Here is a 16,095-nt window from a genome sequence, read left to right as displayed (position 1 = left end):
CGCATCTTGTCCTTCTCGATGCGGCTTTTATTGTGAGCTCCATAAACCTCACGATGGAGCAACCTCATGGGTTCAACGACGGTCACCGGCTACAGCATACCGCAGAAGGCGCTTCATTGGACGATGGCGCTGCTGATCCTCTTCAACCTGATTTTTCCCGATGGCATGGAGCATTGGAACCGGCTGATGCGCCGTGGTGAGCCGATCACGCCGGATGATATCGCCTCCGCCAATATCCATGCCTATGTCGGGATCGCCGTTCTGGTTCTCTGTCTTGTGCGTCTCTGTCTTCGGCTGGTGCAGGGCGTGCCGGAGGCACCTGCGGACGAGCCGCCGATCGCCAAGCTTGTGGCCAAGGTCACGCACTGGGCCTTTTACGCTATCTTCATCCTCATGCCGATGAGCGGCATCGGCAAATATTATTTCGGCAATGATATTGCAGGTGAACTACACGGCGGGCCGATCAAGCTCCTGCTCTGGGCGCTCATCGTGCTCCACATTCTTGGCGTTCTGGTCCACCAGTTCTTCTGGCGCACCAATCTGTTGCGGCGCATGGCCTGAGGTGTCTTGAAGGACGAGAGGTCCTCTGCGCAGGGCGTTGCGATAGGGCTGAACTTCTCCTCGCCGTCATCCTCGCCCCTGAGGCGAGGATCCACAACCTCACCTCTCAGCGCCTGAGAACATGGATCCTCGCCTCAAGGGCGAGGATGACGACCGAGAGGTTTCTGGTCTTTTGGAAGTTACGTAACATGTCTTCTCCAATCGAAAAGGGCAGGCCGCTCGGTGAGTGGCCTGCCCTTTCGCGTTACGCCCTGATGGCGTGAAGATACTGGAAGTGCCGTTCATATTGCTCGAGCACATCCTGAATGAGTTCGTCCTTCGAGAACTCCATGACGTCATAATTCTGGCCGCCATCGAGAAGGTAGATCTCCGCGCGGTAGTAATAATCGGCGCGTTTGCGGTTGCTCTGGCTTTCGAAGAAGCTGTAGCCCGGGGTTTCGTAACGGCGCATGCGCACACCATAGACGAATTCTTCCGGCTGGCCTGGCGCGACCGTCAGCTTGAGCTTGCCAGGTTCTTCCGCAAGCGTGGTGACCAGCGAGCGCTTTTCGAGTTCCGTTGCGACGGCGCGCAGCGCATCGGTCGCCGTCTCACGCATGAAGCGTTCTCCCTCGGCCTTCGAGGGATGGTGGAGAATACCCTGCAACTGGCGCTGCCAGGAGATGGCGTTGCGTGGTCTCAGGTTCTGGATAAGCGCATCCTGGCGCACACCCTCGCGCCGCAAGCCTTTCCACAGACCCCAGCACATCAAGAGCATCACGAAGGTGAAGGGAAGCGCACCAGCAATCGAGGCGGTTTGCAGGGCATCGAGGCCGCCTGCGTAAAGAAGGATCGCGCCGATGATGCCCGACGTGATCGCCCAGAAGACGCGACGCGCCACCGGTCCATCTTCGCGTCCACCTGATGTCAGCGTATCGATGACGAGGGCAGAGGAATCTGCGCCGGTGACGAAGAAGAAGACGATCAGCGCCATGGCGAACCAGGATACATAAAGACCAAGTGGGAACTGCTCGAGGAACACGAAGAGCGCCAGTGTCACGTCCTTCGAAACGGCGTCCGACACAGCCGTGGTGGCGCCGGTCAGGTGAAACGCAATGGCAGTATCGCCAAAGACCGTCATCCAGGCGAAACTGAAGCCTGCCGGCACCAGAAGAACGCCGGCGATGAATTCGCGAATGGTACGGCCGCGCGAAATGCGGGCAATGAACATGCCGACGAAGGGCGACCAGGCGATCCACCAGCCCCAGTAAAACAGCGTCCAGCTTCCCAGCCATTTGCTCGGACCTTCGTCCGGCGAATAGGCATACATGTAGAAGGTCCGCATGACGAAATGATCGAGATAGGCGCCGAGGTTCTGGACGAAGGCGCGCATCAGGAAGGTCGTCGGCCCCATGACGAAGACGAAGAGCATCAGCGCCACGGCCATCAGCATGTTGAGGTTCGACAGGAACTTGATGCCCTTGTCGAGACCGGTCGCCACCGAGACGGTCGCCATGGCGGTAATGATGGCAATGAGCGGCAGCTGAACCCAGAAGTTGATCGGCCAGCCGAGAACATGGTTGAAACCGGCATTGACCTGCAACACGCCGAGCCCAAGCGATGTCGCGACACCGAAAAGCGTACCGATGACAGCAAATACGTCGACGGCATTGCCGATCGGGCCATAGATGCGGTCACCGATCAGCGGGTAAAGAGCGGACCGCATGGTGAGCGGCAGGCCATGGCGGAAGGAGAAATATGCCAGCGACAGGCCGATCACCGCATAAACGGCCCAGGCATGCAGACCCCAATGGAAATAGCTGATTTCCATGGCGGTTCTCGCTGCCTCGATCGTTGCGGGATCCCCGGTGGGCGGTGCGGTAAAGTGCTTGATGGGTTCGGCGACACCGAAGAAGACCAGCCCGATGCCCATGCCCGCGGCAAAGAGCATGGAGAACCATGCGCCATAGCTGAAATCCGGCTCCGCATGGTTCGGGCCGAGCTTGATGCGGCCATAGCTGGAGCAGCCGAGATAGAGCATGAAGATCAGGAAGATTGCCACCGACAGCAGATAGATCCAGCCGAGTTCGGTGACGATCCAGGACTGCACACCGCTGAAGACGCTGGCGGACCCTTGCGGCCAGATGACGCCGGCCAGAACGAAGACGGCGGTCAGACCGACCGACCAGAAAAATACGGGTTTGTTGACACCTTCCATCAACCCCACAGGCTTTGTGTCTTCTGAAGCTTGTTCTTCGCCCATGTGTTTTCCCTCTCAATCTACAACTTGAATATGTGCCTGTCAGGCAGGCGGGGATGCCCCACGCGAACCGCGCCCATGCCGCAAATGTATTGCGCGCCAAATAGTTGCGTGTGTCTGTCTGTTTTCGGACACGACTTGCTAATGCACGCAAGAGCCGAGCCAGCCGAAGTCGCAGCAGCGTCGGATTGTCGCGTATCCGCGCCTCGGGAAAAGGACCATAGTCCCTCTTGGGGAAACCGAGGTAGAAGGCAAAGCGTTGGTGACGAAAGATTTGAGCGACATATTGCCGGGTGCGGATTGGCGCGATTGCTTTGAGGGGAAGGTGGACGATCTGAGGCCTCACTCGCTCGATGTCGCTCGGCGTCTTCTCGATCATCCGCCGGCTTGGATCAGCGGGTTGATGGCGCTTCGCAACAGTATCGTCGCAGTCTTCGGTCTGAAAACAGTGTTGCTGGCGGCAGGCGAATCAGCCGGTGGCTTTCCTGTCATCTCGTCTTCACCGGAGCGCACGGTTCTCGGCTTCGACGACCGCCATCTGGATTTCAGGATCGTGGTGGATATCGAAGAAAGGACAGGCGGCACTGTGGTCAGCGTGACCACTCTGGTTCGACGCAAGAACCTGTTCGGGCGAATCTATCTCTTCGCCGTCGGCCCTTTCCATCGGCGCATCGTGCCGGCGACGATGCGGCCCTTTTGCCGGGATGTTCGTCCCGCTCTGGTCTAGGAGCGCGTTTAAAGCGCGTCGCGATCTTTCAGATTCGCTCCATACGCTTTAAGTCCTTGTTTTGTCGCATGTCGTGATCGCAAAACCGCTGCACACTTTTGCGCGACATGCGTTAGTTCACGCGGGTCAGCGTAAAGCCCTTCTTCCGCAGCAGTTCGACCACGCCTTCATTGCCGGGCAGGTGAAGCGCGCCGACGGCCATGAACACACCGCCCTGATCGAGATGGCTTTCGGCCCGGTCTGCCATCACATGGTTGCGGTCGGTGATCAGCCGTTGTTCGAAGGCGGCGTAACCATCGTCGCCCTTGTTGTTCTCGCCCGGATCGATGCTCTTCATCATCGGTGTGATCATGCCGATCTCGCCCTTCAGATAAAGATCGATCATGGTGGCCATGATATCCTGCATCCGGTCGCCCATGCGCAGCATTTCGATCAGCGACTGTACGTGGAAGGTCATCGGCAGATCGGACAGGGCGCTCATCTGCTCCACCAGCGTTTCCAGCCCGACGAGTTGCTTGCCCTCTTTCAGCGCATCATTGGCAAGCTTCATGTCGAGGAACTCCGCACCCTTGGCCTTGCGCGCCAGTTCGCAGGCGGGCAGGGCCACGAAGCTGGAGAGGATCCAGGGCTTCATCTTGATCACCGCATTCAGCGGAATGCCGCGCTCCTTCAGGCCGGTTTCGAGCTTTGCCACATCGTCCGAAGACAGCATGTCGGTGATGGACTTGCCATCGACAAACATGGTGAGGTCAGGCCGGGCAAGAAGCGAGGCGCCGGCCTTCTTTTCGCTGGTGATCTCGTCGGATTCGACGATGACGGTTTTGGCCTTGGCAAAGGCTTCTTTCGCGCCCTTTGGCATATCGACCACGCGCGGATCGGCAAGGTGCATGGTGCCGAGAAGCCAGGAGGGGTCCTTGCCATCCTTCTCGATCTTCCAGAGCGTGCCTTCGCCATTTGGGATTTTCGAAGCCTCGGCGACGATGGCTGCGTAAGCTTGTGGGTCGGTCTTCTGCATCGCCACCAGGATGTCGCTGCCGCCGCAGGCATCCGCCTGTTGTTCGGCGGCATTGGCGTCCGAGAGGGTCAGAAGCGTCATCAGCAGAATGGAGAGTGCAGCCAGATGCAGTGCGGCGAAGAGCCACAAAAGTGCGTTGCCGAACCGGCCCATCAGTAGCGCTGTCAGGCCTTGCGGCCGCAAGAGAACGGTCATCGAATCACCTCCGTCTGCACCTTATGGCTTATAGGAGCGCGCCTTTGCACGGACGGTTAATGCTCATGGTTTACAAAGCGTTAACACGGGTTATGCCCTTGGATGGGCCTTGTCGTAGATGTCGAGGAGCCGTGCCGTATCGACACCGGTATAGATCTGCGTCGTCGACAGGCTGGCATGGCCCAAGAGTTCCTGGATGGTGCGAAGATCGCCGCCGCCCGCCAGAAGATGGGTGGCGAAGGAATGACGCAGCGCATGCGGCGTGGCATTGTCCGGCAGGTTGAAGGCGCCGCGAAGCTTCTGCATTTCGCGCTGGATGATGGCTGGCTGGAGCTTGCCGCCGCGTGCGCCGAGGAAAAGCGGTTCGTCGCTGGAGAGCGCATAGGGGCAGAGCTTGCGATAGGTTTCTACCGCCTCCAGCACGACGGGCAGCAGCGGCACGAGGCGCATCTTCTTGCCTTTACCGATGACGCGCAGACTTCTGGCACCTGCTGGAAAATCGCCGGGCTTCAGATCGAGCGCTTCGGAAATGCGAAGACCACAGCCATAGAGCAGCGCCAGCACCGCGGCGTTGCGCGCTGCGATCCACGGTTCCTCAGCCAGTTGCCCTTCCTGCGTGGTGATCCTCAGCGCCTGTCCGTCGGTTAGCGGTTTGGGCAGGGACTTTGGCTGTTTGGGTGCGCGCATGGCGGTGGCACCTGCGGCATTGACGAGCCCGGTCTTTTCCAGAAAGCGCAGGAGCGAGCGCAGGCCCGCGAGGTTTCGGCCAAGCGATCGCGCGCCGGTTCCCTCCTTGCGGCGGGCGGCCAGAAAGGCGCGCAGATCGGTGGCGCGGAGATTTTCGATATCCTTGATGCGGGCAGGATGGCCGTTATAGCCAGTCATAAAGATCAGGAACTGGCGCGTGTCGCGCTCATAGGCATCCAGCGTATGCTCTGACAGACGCCGCTCGTCTTCCAGAGCAGCCAGCCACTCCCGGCGCTTCTCCAGAAGCTCAGGATCCGCAAAGGTGAGAATTTCGTCCACGTCATGCATCCCTTTGTCTTTGGGCATTCATCATAGGCTCACGCGGTCAGTATTTGGTTAAAGGCGTGATAACGCGGTGGGGAGGTCCAATAATGATATGTGTGAAAACCGTTCCGATTTCCGCAACGATGCTATAGAGGTTCCCTTTTCGTTTCCTAAAGGACAATGTCGCCGCAACCATGGCAGACGATTCGACCGATCTTTTTGGTGCTCTATTCGGCCCCGCATCCGGCAGCGTGAAGCCCGGCAATAGCGGGCCAACCATCGCCGTTCCCGTTCTGGTGCCGATGCCGGCGCCCGGGCCCTATAGCTATGGCGTGCCGGAGGATATGGTGGTGGAGCCTGGCTCCATCGTGCAGGTGCCGCTTGGTCCCAGACAGGTCATCGGCGTGGTGTGGGACAAGAATGACGGGCCGCCCGTCGATCCCAAGAAGCTTCGCCCGATCACAAAAACCTTTGACTGCCCGCCGCTTCGCGAAGAAATGCGCCGCTTCATCGATTGGGTGGCCTCCTATACGCTGTCACCTCCTGGGCTGGTGGCGAAGATGGCATTGCGCGCGCCCGCCGCCTTTGATCCCGAACCGATGGTCGAGGGATTGCGGCTGACCGAAGCCCGGCCGGAACGGCTGACCCCTGCACGCGAACGGGTGATCGAGCTTGCCGGCGAGGGCCATGGCTGGACGCGGAGCGGTCTGGCCCATGCGGCGGGCGTTTCCACCAGCGTGGTCGAGGGTCTTGCCAAGCAGGGTGTGTTCGAGACCGTCTTCCTGCCCGCCCCGCCTGTGGTGGCGGAGCCTGATCCCGAATATTCGCCAGCGCGACTGGAAGGGCCGCAAAGACAGGCGGCCTCCGAAATTCTGGAGGATGTGCGCAAGGGTGGCTTTGCCGTTTCGCTGATCGATGGCGTCACGGGGTCTGGCAAGACCGAGGTCTATTTCGAGGCGGTCGCCGAAACGTTGCGCCAAGGCAAGCAGGTCTTGATCCTGCTGCCGGAAATCGCCCTGACCGCCGCCTTTCTCGACCGATTTCAGGATCGCTTCGGCTCGCGCCCAGCTGAGTGGCATTCGGATGTCTCGCCGCGCATGCGTGAACGCGTCTGGCGCCAAGCGGTGACGGGTGAGGTGAGGGTGGTTGCGGGTGCGCGTTCGGCACTCTTCCTGCCGTTCGACAATCTTGGCCTCATCATCGTCGATGAAGAGCACGATCCGGCTTACAAGCAGGAAGACCGCGTCTTCTATAATGCGCGCGACATGGCGGTGGTGCGGGCTCGGATTGGCGATTTTCCGATCGTGCTGGTTTCGGCAACGCCTTCGGTGGAAAGCCAGGTCAACGGCAATTCCGGTCGTTACAATACCATTCACCTGCATACGCGTTTTGGCGATGCGGCGATGCCGGATCTGCATCTGGTCGATATGCGCCGTCACCCGCCGGAACGTGGCGGCTTCCTCTCTCCTGTCCTGTTGCGCGGCATTGCCAAGACGATCGAGAAGGGCGAGCAGGCTCTGCTCTTCCTCAATCGACGTGGCTATGCACCCCTGACGCTTTGCCGGGTGTGCGGCCATCGCTTCCAGTGCCCGCAGTGCTCAAGCTGGCTGGTGGAGCATCGCTTCCGCAGCCAACTCCAGTGCCATCAATGCGGCTATAGCGAACCGACCCCGGATCATTGCCCGGAATGCGGGACTTTCGATCATCTCGCCGCCTGCGGTCCGGGCGTCGAGCGCATCGCCGAAGAGGTCGAGAAGCACTTTCCTGAAGCCCGCACCATCGTGCTTTCCTCCGACCTGATGGGCGTGAAGCGCCTGCGCCTGGAATTGGAAGCCATCGTCAAGGGTGAGGCGGATATCGTCATCGGCACGCAGCTCGTCGCCAAGGGGCATAACTTCCCGCTGATGACGCTGGTCGGCATTGTCGATGCCGATCTCGGACTGGCGAATGGCGATCCGCGCGCGGCAGAGCGGACCTTCCAACTTCTGTCGCAGGTGACGGGCCGCGCAGGGCGCACCGGGCGCAAGAGCCATGGCCTGCTGCAGACCTACCAGCCGCAGCACCCGGTGATGCAGGCGATCGTGTCCGGCGATGCGGAGGCGTTTTACGACCGCGAGATCATCGAGCGGGAAAAGGCCATGCTGCCGCCCTTCGGGCGTCTTGCCTCCATCATCGTGTCGGCCGATAGCCGGGCGGAAGCGGAAACCCATGCGCGTGCGCTTCGCGCCTCCGCGCCGCAAGCGCCGGGCATCATGCTGCTTGGTCCGGCCGAAGCGCCGCTGGCACTCATCCGCGGGCGCCATCGCTTCCGGCTTCTGGTGCATGGCAAGCGCAATTCCGACATGCAGTCCTTCCTGCGGGCGATGATCACCAATGGCCCGAAGGAGCGCGGCTCCATCCATGTACAAACCGATATCGATCCGCAAAGCTTCCTGTAACGGGGCAGGACGCAACCATCTTTCGGCATCGTTCCTGTCATGGCATAAGGCGGCCAAGGGATTCGCAATTTGGGGGCGCAATGATGGAGTTTTACTTTCCGACAGAACTCGGTGAGCAGCTGGCCTTTTTCGCAGCGGTTGTGTCGTCGCTGATCGGCCTGGTGGTGATGTTTGCGCCGATGATCACCTTTCGTCTCTTCGGCCTGCAGGTGTCGGGCGAACGTCGTGACGGGCTGGTGCTGATCCGCTCCTGCCTTGCCGGTCTCTATCTCGGTCTTGGCGCGTCGGCGCTGCTTCTCGCCCAGCCGATGGTCTACCTGGCCTTTGGTGGCGCATTCGCGCTTGCCTCTTTCGGCGCGCTGCTCTCCATCCTCTCCGATGGAGGCGCAACGATCCGCAATTCTTTACTTCTGGTTGTGCATGCCGCGCTGGCTGCTCTTCCGCTGATGTATGTCTTCGGACTGGTCTAATGTACGGTTTGAGGCATTTCTTTCCGGTATCAGCGTCACAAGCGCGTCATTGGGAAAATTAAACGGCATTCCCCCTTGCCCAAAAGAAGGTTTCCGCTATTACGCGTGTTGCGAGTCCCGGCGTCCTATGCTAGACGGACCGCGAAATCGAGATAAGGCAGGGGGGAATTCCAGCCTTTTTCGGGGAAATTGAAACGAATTCAAGAATTTGACGAAGCCGATCGCTCGGCTGCGTTTTCTTGGATGAATAGCAGGGAAAAATTGCCCGTGGCAGATACCTCCCATGGAACATCCGGTGTAGCGGAAAGGTATGCGTCTTCGCTTTTCGAGCTTGCCTTGGAAGCGGGTGTTGTTGAGGCAGTCGGTGCCGATCTCGACAGGTTTCAGGCCTTGCTCGATGAAAGCGACGACTTGAAGCGTCTGGTTGTGAGCCCGGTCTTCTCTGCGGAAGATCAGTCGAAGGCCATCTCGGCCATCGCTGAAAAGGCTGGCATTTCCGGTCTTGCTGCCAATTTCCTCAAGGTCGTGGCCAATAACCGCCGCCTGTTTGCCGTTCCCGGCATGATTGCCTCCTACCGTACCACTGCTGCTGCCCATCGCGGCGAAATTGTTGCCGAAGTTACTTCGGCGCATGCGCTCGATGAAGCGCAGGAAACTGAACTGAAAGCGGCGCTCAAGAGTGTGACCGGCAAGGACGTTACGATCGATCTCACGGTCGATCCCTCCCTGCTTGGCGGTCTCATCGTTAAGGTCGGTTCACGCCAGATCGATACGTCTCTTCGCACCAAACTTTCCACCCTTAAGCTTGCACTGAAAGAGGTTGGCTGATGGATATCCGCGCCGCGGAAATTTCCGCAATTCTGAAAGATCAAATCAAAAATTTCGGCAACGAGGCGGAAGTCTCCGAAGTCGGCCAGGTTCTGTCCGTTGGTGACGGTATTGCTCGCGTTTACGGCCTCGACAATGTCCAGGCTGGTGAAATGGTCGAGTTCCCCGGCGGCATTCGCGGCATGGCGCTGAACCTTGAAGCCGACAATGTCGGTGTGGTTATTTTCGGTTCCGACCGTGACATCAAGGAAGGCGACATCGTCAAGCGCACCGGCGCGATCGTTGACGTCCCTGTCGGTCCTGAGCTGCTCGGCCGCGTGGTCGACGCTCTCGGCAACCCGATCGACGGCAAGGGCCCGATCAATGCGACGGAACGCCGCCGCGTTGACGTCAAGGCTCCTGGCATCATTCCGCGCAAGTCGGTTCACGAGCCGATGTCGACCGGCCTCAAGGCTATCGACGCTCTGATCCCGGTTGGCCGTGGCCAGCGCGAGCTCGTCATCGGCGACCGCCAGACCGGCAAGACCGCCATCATTCTCGACACGTTCCTCAACCAGAAGCCGATCCACGACAACGGCCCGGATAACGACAAGCTGTACTGCGTCTACGTCGCCGTCGGCCAGAAGCGTTCGACCGTTGCCCAGTTCGTCAAGGTTCTGGAAGAGCGTGGCGCTCTGCAGTACTCGATCATCATCGCGGCAACCGCATCCGACGCTGCTCCGATGCAGTTCCTGGCTCCGTTTGCCGGTTGCGCCATGGGCGAATACTTCCGTGACAACGGCAAGCATGCCCTGATCGCCTATGACGATCTTTCCAAGCAGGCTGTCGCTTACCGTCAGATGTCGCTTCTTCTGCGTCGTCCTCCGGGCCGCGAAGCTTACCCTGGCGACGTTTTCTATCTGCACTCGCGTCTTCTCGAGCGCGCTGCCAAGATGAGCGACGAAATGGGTTCCGGTTCGCTGACGGCTCTGCCGGTCATCGAAACCCAGGGCAACGACGTTTCCGCCTTCATTCCGACCAACGTGATCTCGATCACCGACGGCCAGATCTTCCTCGAAACCGACCTGTTCTATCAGGGTATCCGCCCGGCTGTTAACGTCGGTCTGTCGGTTTCGCGCGTTGGTTCTGCCGCCCAGATCAAGGCCATGAAGCAGGTTGCCGGCTCGATCAAGGGTGAACTTGCCCAGTATCGTGAAATGGCAGCATTCGCCCAGTTCGGTTCGGACCTCGATGCCTCCACCCAGCGCCTGCTGAACCGTGGTGCGCGTCTGACCGAGCTTCTGAAGCAGCCGCAGTTCTCTCCGCTCAAGACGGAAGAGCAGGTTGCGGTGATCTTCGCTGGCGTCAATGGCTACCTCGATAAGGTCGCGGTCAACCAGATCGGCAAGTTCGAACAGGGTCTGCTCTCCTACCTTCATTCCGAAGGTAAGGCGATCCTCGACACCATCCGCACGGAAAAGGCTATCAGCGACGATACCAAGGGCAAGCTCAAGGCTGCTCTCGATAACTTCGCCAAGTCTTTCTCCTGATTAGGCTCTGACTGGGACGGATAACGGATGCCTTCACTAAAGGATCTGAAAAACCGCATTGCCTCCGTAAAGGCGACGCAGAAGATAACCAAGGCGATGAAAATGGTCGCCGCGGCGAAGCTTCGGCGCGCCCAGGAAGCTGCGGAGGCCGCCCGCCCTTACTCGCAGCGCATGAGCGCCGTGCTGGCCAACATCGCTCAGGCGGTGGAAGCCGATGTCGCTCCGGCGCTGATGACCGGAACCGGCAAGGACGATGTGCATCTGCTCGTCGTCTGCACGGCCGAGCGCGGTCTTTGCGGCGGTTTCAACTCACAGATTTCCCGCTTTGCCCGCGATCAAGCCCGCAAGCTGATGGCGCAGGGTAAGACGGTCAAGATCATCACGGTCGGCAAGAAGGGCTACGACAGCCTGCGTCGCGAATTCTCGTCCAACATCATCGAGCGCATTGAACTGCGTGACGTGAAGCGGGTGGGTTTTGCCAATGCCGATCTGATCGCCAAGAACATCATTGCCCGTTTCAACGCTGGCGAGTTCGATGTCTGCACGCTGATCTATTCGGAGTTCAAGTCCGTGATCAGCCAGATCCCGACCGGCCTCCAGCTGATCCCGGCTGCTGTTCCGACGGTTGAACAGGCAGCGACCAGCAACACGGCGATCTACGAATACGAGCCGGATGCGGCCTCCATTCTGGAAGACCTCATTCCGCGCAACATTTCCGTTCAGGTTTTCCGCGCACTGCTGGAAAACGTGGCTGGCGAAATGGGCGCAAAGATGAGCGCGATGGACAACGCAACCCGCAATGCCGGTGAAATGATCCACAAGTTGACGCTCTCCTACAACCGTCAGCGTCAGGCTCAGATCACCAAGGAACTCATCGAAATCATTTCGGGCGCGGAAGCGCTCTGAGGTAAGGAAAGAGGGTAAGGATAATGGCTCAGGCAGCTACCCCCATTAAGACCGCAGCGACCCAGGGCGCTACCGGCAAGGTTACGCAGGTTATCGGCGCTGTCGTGGACGTTGCGTTCGAAGGCGAACTGCCGGCGATCCTGAACGCGCTCGAAACCGACAACAACGGCAACCGCCTTGTTCTCGAAGTTGCGCAGCACCTCGGCGAAAACGTCGTTCGTACGATCGCGATGGACTCGACCGAAGGTCTGGTTCGTGGCCAGCCGGTGGCTAACACCGGTTCGCCGATTTCGGTTCCGGTTGGTCTTGAGACGCTCGGCCGTATCATGAACGTCATCGGCGAGCCGGTTGACGAAGCTGGTCCGCTGAACACGGCAACCAAGCGCTCTATCCACCAGGAAGCCCCGGCCTACGTTGACCAGTCGACGGAATCGGAAATCCTCGTCACCGGCATCAAGGTCGTCGACCTGCTGGCACCTTACGCAAAGGGCGGCAAGATCGGCCTGTTCGGCGGCGCTGGCGTCGGCAAGACGGTTCTGATCATGGAACTCATCAACAACGTCGCCAAGGCGCATGGCGGTTACTCCGTCTTCGCAGGTGTGGGTGAGCGTACCCGTGAAGGTAACGACCTTTACCACGAAATGATCGAGTCGGGCGTTAACAAGCACGGCGGCGGCGAAGGCTCCAAGGCTGCGCTCGTTTACGGCCAGATGAACGAGCCGCCAGGCGCACGTGCCCGCGTTGCTCTGACCGGTCTGACGATCGCTGAAAACTTCCGCGATGAAGGCCAGGACGTTCTGTTCTTCGTGGACAACATCTTCCGCTTCACGCAGGCTGGCTCGGAAGTGTCCGCTCTGCTCGGCCGTATCCCGTCTGCCGTTGGCTATCAGCCGACGCTTGCGACGGACATGGGCCAGATGCAGGAACGCATCACCACCACGACCAAGGGTTCGATCACCTCGGTTCAGGCCATTTACGTTCCCGCCGACGACTTGACCGACCCGGCACCTGCAACCTCGTTCGCCCACTTGGACGCAACGACGGTTCTGTCGCGCTCGATCGCTGAAAAGGGTATCTACCCGGCTGTTGACCCGCTCGACTCCACGTCGCGCATGCTCGACCCGCTGATCGTTGGCGAAGAGCATTACGAAGTGGCTCGTAAGGTTCAGTCGACCCTGCAGCGCTACAAGGCTCTTCAGGACATCATCGCCATCCTCGGCATGGATGAACTGTCGGAAGAAGACAAGCTGTCGGTTGCCCGCGCCCGTAAGATCGAGCGCTTCCTGTCCCAGCCGTTCTTTGTTGCCGAAGTCTTCACCGGTTCTCCGGGCAAGCTCGTGGCTCTCGAAGACACGATCAAGGGCTTCAAGGGTCTCGTCAACGGCGAGTACGACCACCTGCCGGAAGCGGCATTCTACATGGTCGGCTCCATGGACGAAGCCATCGAGAAGGCAAAGAAGCTGGCTGGCGAAGCCGCTTGATGTGATTGAACTGGTGCGCGGTTTTCGCCGCGCGCCGTTGCCCCCCGCGACATCGTCTGTCGCGCAATCAGAAGAAGTGAATAGCCATGGCCGACACTTTCAAATTCGAACTTGTTTCTCCTGAGCGTCTCTTAGTTTCCGAGACGGTCAGCGAGGTCGTGATTCCGGCGACGGAAGGCGAAATGACGGTTCTGGTAAACCATGCGCCGGTCATGACCACGATCAAGCCCGGCATCGTGCGGGTAAAGACGGCGTCCGGCGAAACCCACAAATATGTGGTGTTCGGCGGTTTTGCCGACATCCTGCCAACCGGCTGCACGCTGCTTGCAGAGTCGGCCGTCTCGGCTGACGACATGAGCCCCGATGATCTGCAGAAGCGCATCGCGACGGCCCGTTCGGAGATCGAGGAAGGCAACCACCATCACGATCACCTGACGAAACTGGAAAAGCACCTTTACGAGCTGACGAACCTGCACGAGGTTCTCGTCGCCGCTTGAAAGGACCGGGCGGGGTCGCGCGAGCACCCGTCCACATAGGAAATGAGAAAAAAGCGGTCCTGGTGACCGCTTTTTTTTATGTTGGCGCGCCGCTCTCAACGGTGGAAATATCCAGCGCAGCATAAATAGCTACAGGGCGTCGAATGCGACTGTCGACGTTCCCGACGGCTTTCAGGCCGATGACGTCACCCGGCTTATGTCACATCCTATCTCAGGGACAATCAGAGCGCCGCGCGTGCTATTGGACGCACAAAGGATGCTCTATCTTCGTTGATCGGCGCGTTGAGCTTTCCGCAAATCGGATGCGATTTTCGCCCAGATGCTGTCGGCCTTCAGAACTCCGTCCATTCCGCGGCAACGACGGCCGGTGCCGCTGAACCATGGCGTCGAGCCGGCGCGGGTCTCACAGCTGTGAAGACCTCTCGGGCAGGAGCAGGCGCAGCAGCCGGGGCTCCGGTCGCGAATCCCACATCAAACTGTGTCAGGAGTTGGCGGAGCGTCTCCGCCTCACGTGCAAGCCCATGGCTGGCTGCCGTCGTCTCTTCCACCATGGCGGCGTTCTTCTGCGTGGCCTGGTCCATGAGGTTGACGGCGTTGTTGATTTCGCTGAGGCCTGACGCCTGTTCGCGTGCCGCTTCGACAATGGCCGCCACGTTGGTGTCGATCAACTCGACCTGGGATGCGATATCCTTCAGGGCCTCGCCCGTTTCGCCCACCAGCCCCACACCGCGCGCCACATGCGCGCCTGACGCATTGATCAGTTGCCTGATCTCCTTGGCGGCTGCGGCGGAGCGTTGGGCAAGATCGCGCACCTCCTGCGCCACGACAGCAAAACCCTTGCCGGACTCGCCCGCGCGCGCCGCCTCAACGCCAGCATTCAGCGCCAGAAGGTTTGTCTGAAAGGCGATACTGTCGATGACGGTGATGATGTTGGTGATTTCACCGGCGGAATGGGAGATGGCGTCCATGGCGGCGATGGCACGTTGAACGATCTCACCGGAGCGCTCGGCGTTCGCCTTCGTCGCGCTGACGAGGCGGCCCGCCTCATCGGCCCGCTGGCTGGCGTCCGCGCCCGTGGTGGTGATTTCCTCGAGCGCTGCGGCGCTCTCCTCCAGAGAGGCTGCCTGCTGCTCTGTGCGCTGCGCAAGCTGGTCTGCGGCGACACGGATCTCTGCCGAGCCGGAGGCGATGATCTCGGAGTTCTGTGCCACAGTCTGCATCGTAATGCGCAGCTTCTCGATGACCTCGTTGAAGTCGCTTCTGAGCTTCTCCATGCTTGGCACGAATGGGGTGTCGAGCCTCTGGCGCAGATTGCCTTCAGCGAGTGCGCGCAGTGCCAGGCCAAGCGTCGAGATCGCACTCATGCGTGGTGTCACGTCGGTGGCAAATTTCACCACCTTCACCACCGCGCCGCGGTCGTCAAGGATGGGGTTATAGGCCGCCTGGATCCACACCTCTTTGCCATCCTTGCCAAATCGGACGAACTCGTCGGAGATGAATTCACCGGAGGCCAGCCGTCGCCAGAAATCGCGATAGGCCTCCGAGGTGGCATAGGCTTGCTCGCAGAACATGCGGTGATGACGGCCCTGGATATCGTTTAAGCCATAGCCCAGAGTACGACAGAAATTTTCGTTGGCGGTGATGATGTCGCCTGCTGGTGTGAACTCGATGACCGCCTGGGAGCGGGAGATTGCTTCCAGCTTGCTGTTATCCTCTTTTGCCTTCAGCTTCTTCTGCGTGATGTCGCTGGCGATCTTCACCACCTTGTAGGGCTTGTTGCCGCGAAAGACGGGATTGTAGGACGCCTCGATCCAGATTTCTCGCCCGTCTTTGCGCAGCCGCTTGAACTCGCCGGTCTTGAAGGAACCTGACGCAAGCGCGCTCCAGAAGTCACGGTAGTCTGGGGAGGTGACAAAGTCCTGATCACAAAAGATCCGGTGGTGCTTTCCCACGATGTCGGACAGTTCATAGCCCAGTGCAGCACAGAAATTCGCGTTTGCATCCAGCACATTGCCGTGCAGATCGAATTCGATCACGGCTTGCGATGCGGAGAATGCCTTCAAAACATTGGTCTTGTCTGCGCTCTTTACCAGCCAAAACATTTTCTTCTCCAGGACAGCCGAAATGTTGAGGTCGTGCTCCTGGTTAACTGAGCACAAGAACGCCCGTTACTTGCGCATCGGCCGGATCGATTATGC

Annotated in this window: 13 protein-coding genes; 9 read left to right on the top strand and 4 right to left on the bottom strand. The window is 59.6% G+C overall.

The annotated features are described in order from the left end of the window. Nucleotides 1-66: 66 nt before the first annotated feature. Entirely contained in the window at nt 67-561 is a 495-nt protein-coding gene (locus ACTJK5_RS19330; protein WP_440613036.1) for a cytochrome b, read from the top strand. Nucleotides 562-805: 244 nt separating this feature from the next. Here the strand turns inward: ACTJK5_RS19330 and ACTJK5_RS19325 are convergent, their stop codons facing one another. Further along, entirely contained in the window at nt 806-2,803 is a 1,998-nt protein-coding gene (locus tag ACTJK5_RS19325) for a BCCT family transporter (protein WP_062597355.1), read from the bottom strand. Nucleotides 2,804-3,074: 271 nt separating this feature from the next. On the opposite strand from ACTJK5_RS19325, the gene ACTJK5_RS19320 reads away from it, so the two are divergent. Beyond that, nucleotides 3,075-3,527: a DUF2867 domain-containing protein gene (locus ACTJK5_RS19320; RefSeq protein WP_440613035.1), complete on the top strand. Its 453-nt coding sequence runs from the start codon at nt 3,075-3,077 to the stop codon at nt 3,525-3,527. 112 nt (nt 3,528-3,639) lie between these two features. Here the strand turns inward: ACTJK5_RS19320 and ACTJK5_RS19315 are convergent, their stop codons facing one another. Continuing rightward, entirely contained in the window at nt 3,640-4,737 is a 1,098-nt protein-coding gene (locus ACTJK5_RS19315; RefSeq protein WP_440613034.1) for a TraB/GumN family protein, read from the bottom strand. A 90-nt stretch (nt 4,738-4,827) separates the two neighbouring features. Then, nucleotides 4,828-5,772: a tyrosine recombinase XerC gene (locus ACTJK5_RS19310; protein WP_112359309.1), complete on the bottom strand. Its 945-nt coding sequence runs from the start codon at nt 5,770-5,772 to the stop codon at nt 4,828-4,830. 170 nt (nt 5,773-5,942) lie between these two features. Here ACTJK5_RS19310 and ACTJK5_RS19305 point away from each other — a divergent pair, with 170 nt between their 5' ends. The 7 genes from ACTJK5_RS19305 to ACTJK5_RS19275 all read left to right on the top strand — a co-directional run bounded on the left by ACTJK5_RS19305 (nt 5,943) and on the right by ACTJK5_RS19275 (nt 13,897). Continuing rightward, nucleotides 5,943-8,186, top strand: coding sequence for a primosomal protein N' (locus tag ACTJK5_RS19305; protein WP_153312521.1), 2,244 nt, complete (start codon nt 5,943-5,945; stop codon nt 8,184-8,186). An 83-nt stretch (nt 8,187-8,269) separates the two neighbouring features. Next, complete coding sequence (locus ACTJK5_RS19300; RefSeq protein WP_062444658.1) at nt 8,270-8,656, top strand: AGROH133_08824 family phage infection protein; 387 nt, start codon at nt 8,270-8,272, stop codon at nt 8,654-8,656. Nucleotides 8,657-8,917: 261 nt separating this feature from the next. Next, nucleotides 8,918-9,484: a F0F1 ATP synthase subunit delta gene (locus ACTJK5_RS19295; RefSeq protein ID WP_186330269.1), complete on the top strand. Its 567-nt coding sequence runs from the start codon at nt 8,918-8,920 to the stop codon at nt 9,482-9,484. Then, complete coding sequence (atpA, locus tag ACTJK5_RS19290; protein ID WP_062424873.1) at nt 9,484-11,013, top strand: F0F1 ATP synthase subunit alpha; 1,530 nt, start codon at nt 9,484-9,486, stop codon at nt 11,011-11,013. The genes ACTJK5_RS19295 and atpA overlap by 1 nt, the downstream gene beginning before the upstream one ends. 27 nt (nt 11,014-11,040) lie before the next feature. Continuing rightward, on the top strand, nt 11,041-11,919 hold the full coding sequence (locus ACTJK5_RS19285) for a F0F1 ATP synthase subunit gamma (protein WP_112519438.1): 879 nt from the start codon (nt 11,041-11,043) through the stop codon (nt 11,917-11,919). Nucleotides 11,920-11,942: 23 nt separating this feature from the next. Continuing rightward, nucleotides 11,943-13,400, top strand: coding sequence for a F0F1 ATP synthase subunit beta (atpD, locus tag ACTJK5_RS19280; RefSeq protein ID WP_062424871.1), 1,458 nt, complete (start codon nt 11,943-11,945; stop codon nt 13,398-13,400). Between the two features lie 86 nt (nt 13,401-13,486). Beyond that, complete coding sequence (locus ACTJK5_RS19275; protein ID WP_062424870.1) at nt 13,487-13,897, top strand: F0F1 ATP synthase subunit epsilon; 411 nt, start codon at nt 13,487-13,489, stop codon at nt 13,895-13,897. Between the two features lie 332 nt (nt 13,898-14,229). Here the strand turns inward: ACTJK5_RS19275 and ACTJK5_RS19270 are convergent, their stop codons facing one another. Then, nucleotides 14,230-15,999: a methyl-accepting chemotaxis protein gene (locus ACTJK5_RS19270; protein ID WP_274103383.1), complete on the bottom strand. Its 1,770-nt coding sequence runs from the start codon at nt 15,997-15,999 to the stop codon at nt 14,230-14,232. Nucleotides 16,000-16,095: the final 96 nt, after the last annotated feature.

This window comes from Agrobacterium sp. 22094 (assembly GCF_052046015.1).
GTDB lineage: Bacteria > Pseudomonadota > Alphaproteobacteria > Rhizobiales > Rhizobiaceae > Agrobacterium > Agrobacterium cavarae.
The sequence above is the reverse complement of the archived record's forward strand: the minus strand, read 5'-3'. Positions and strand labels throughout refer to the sequence as shown.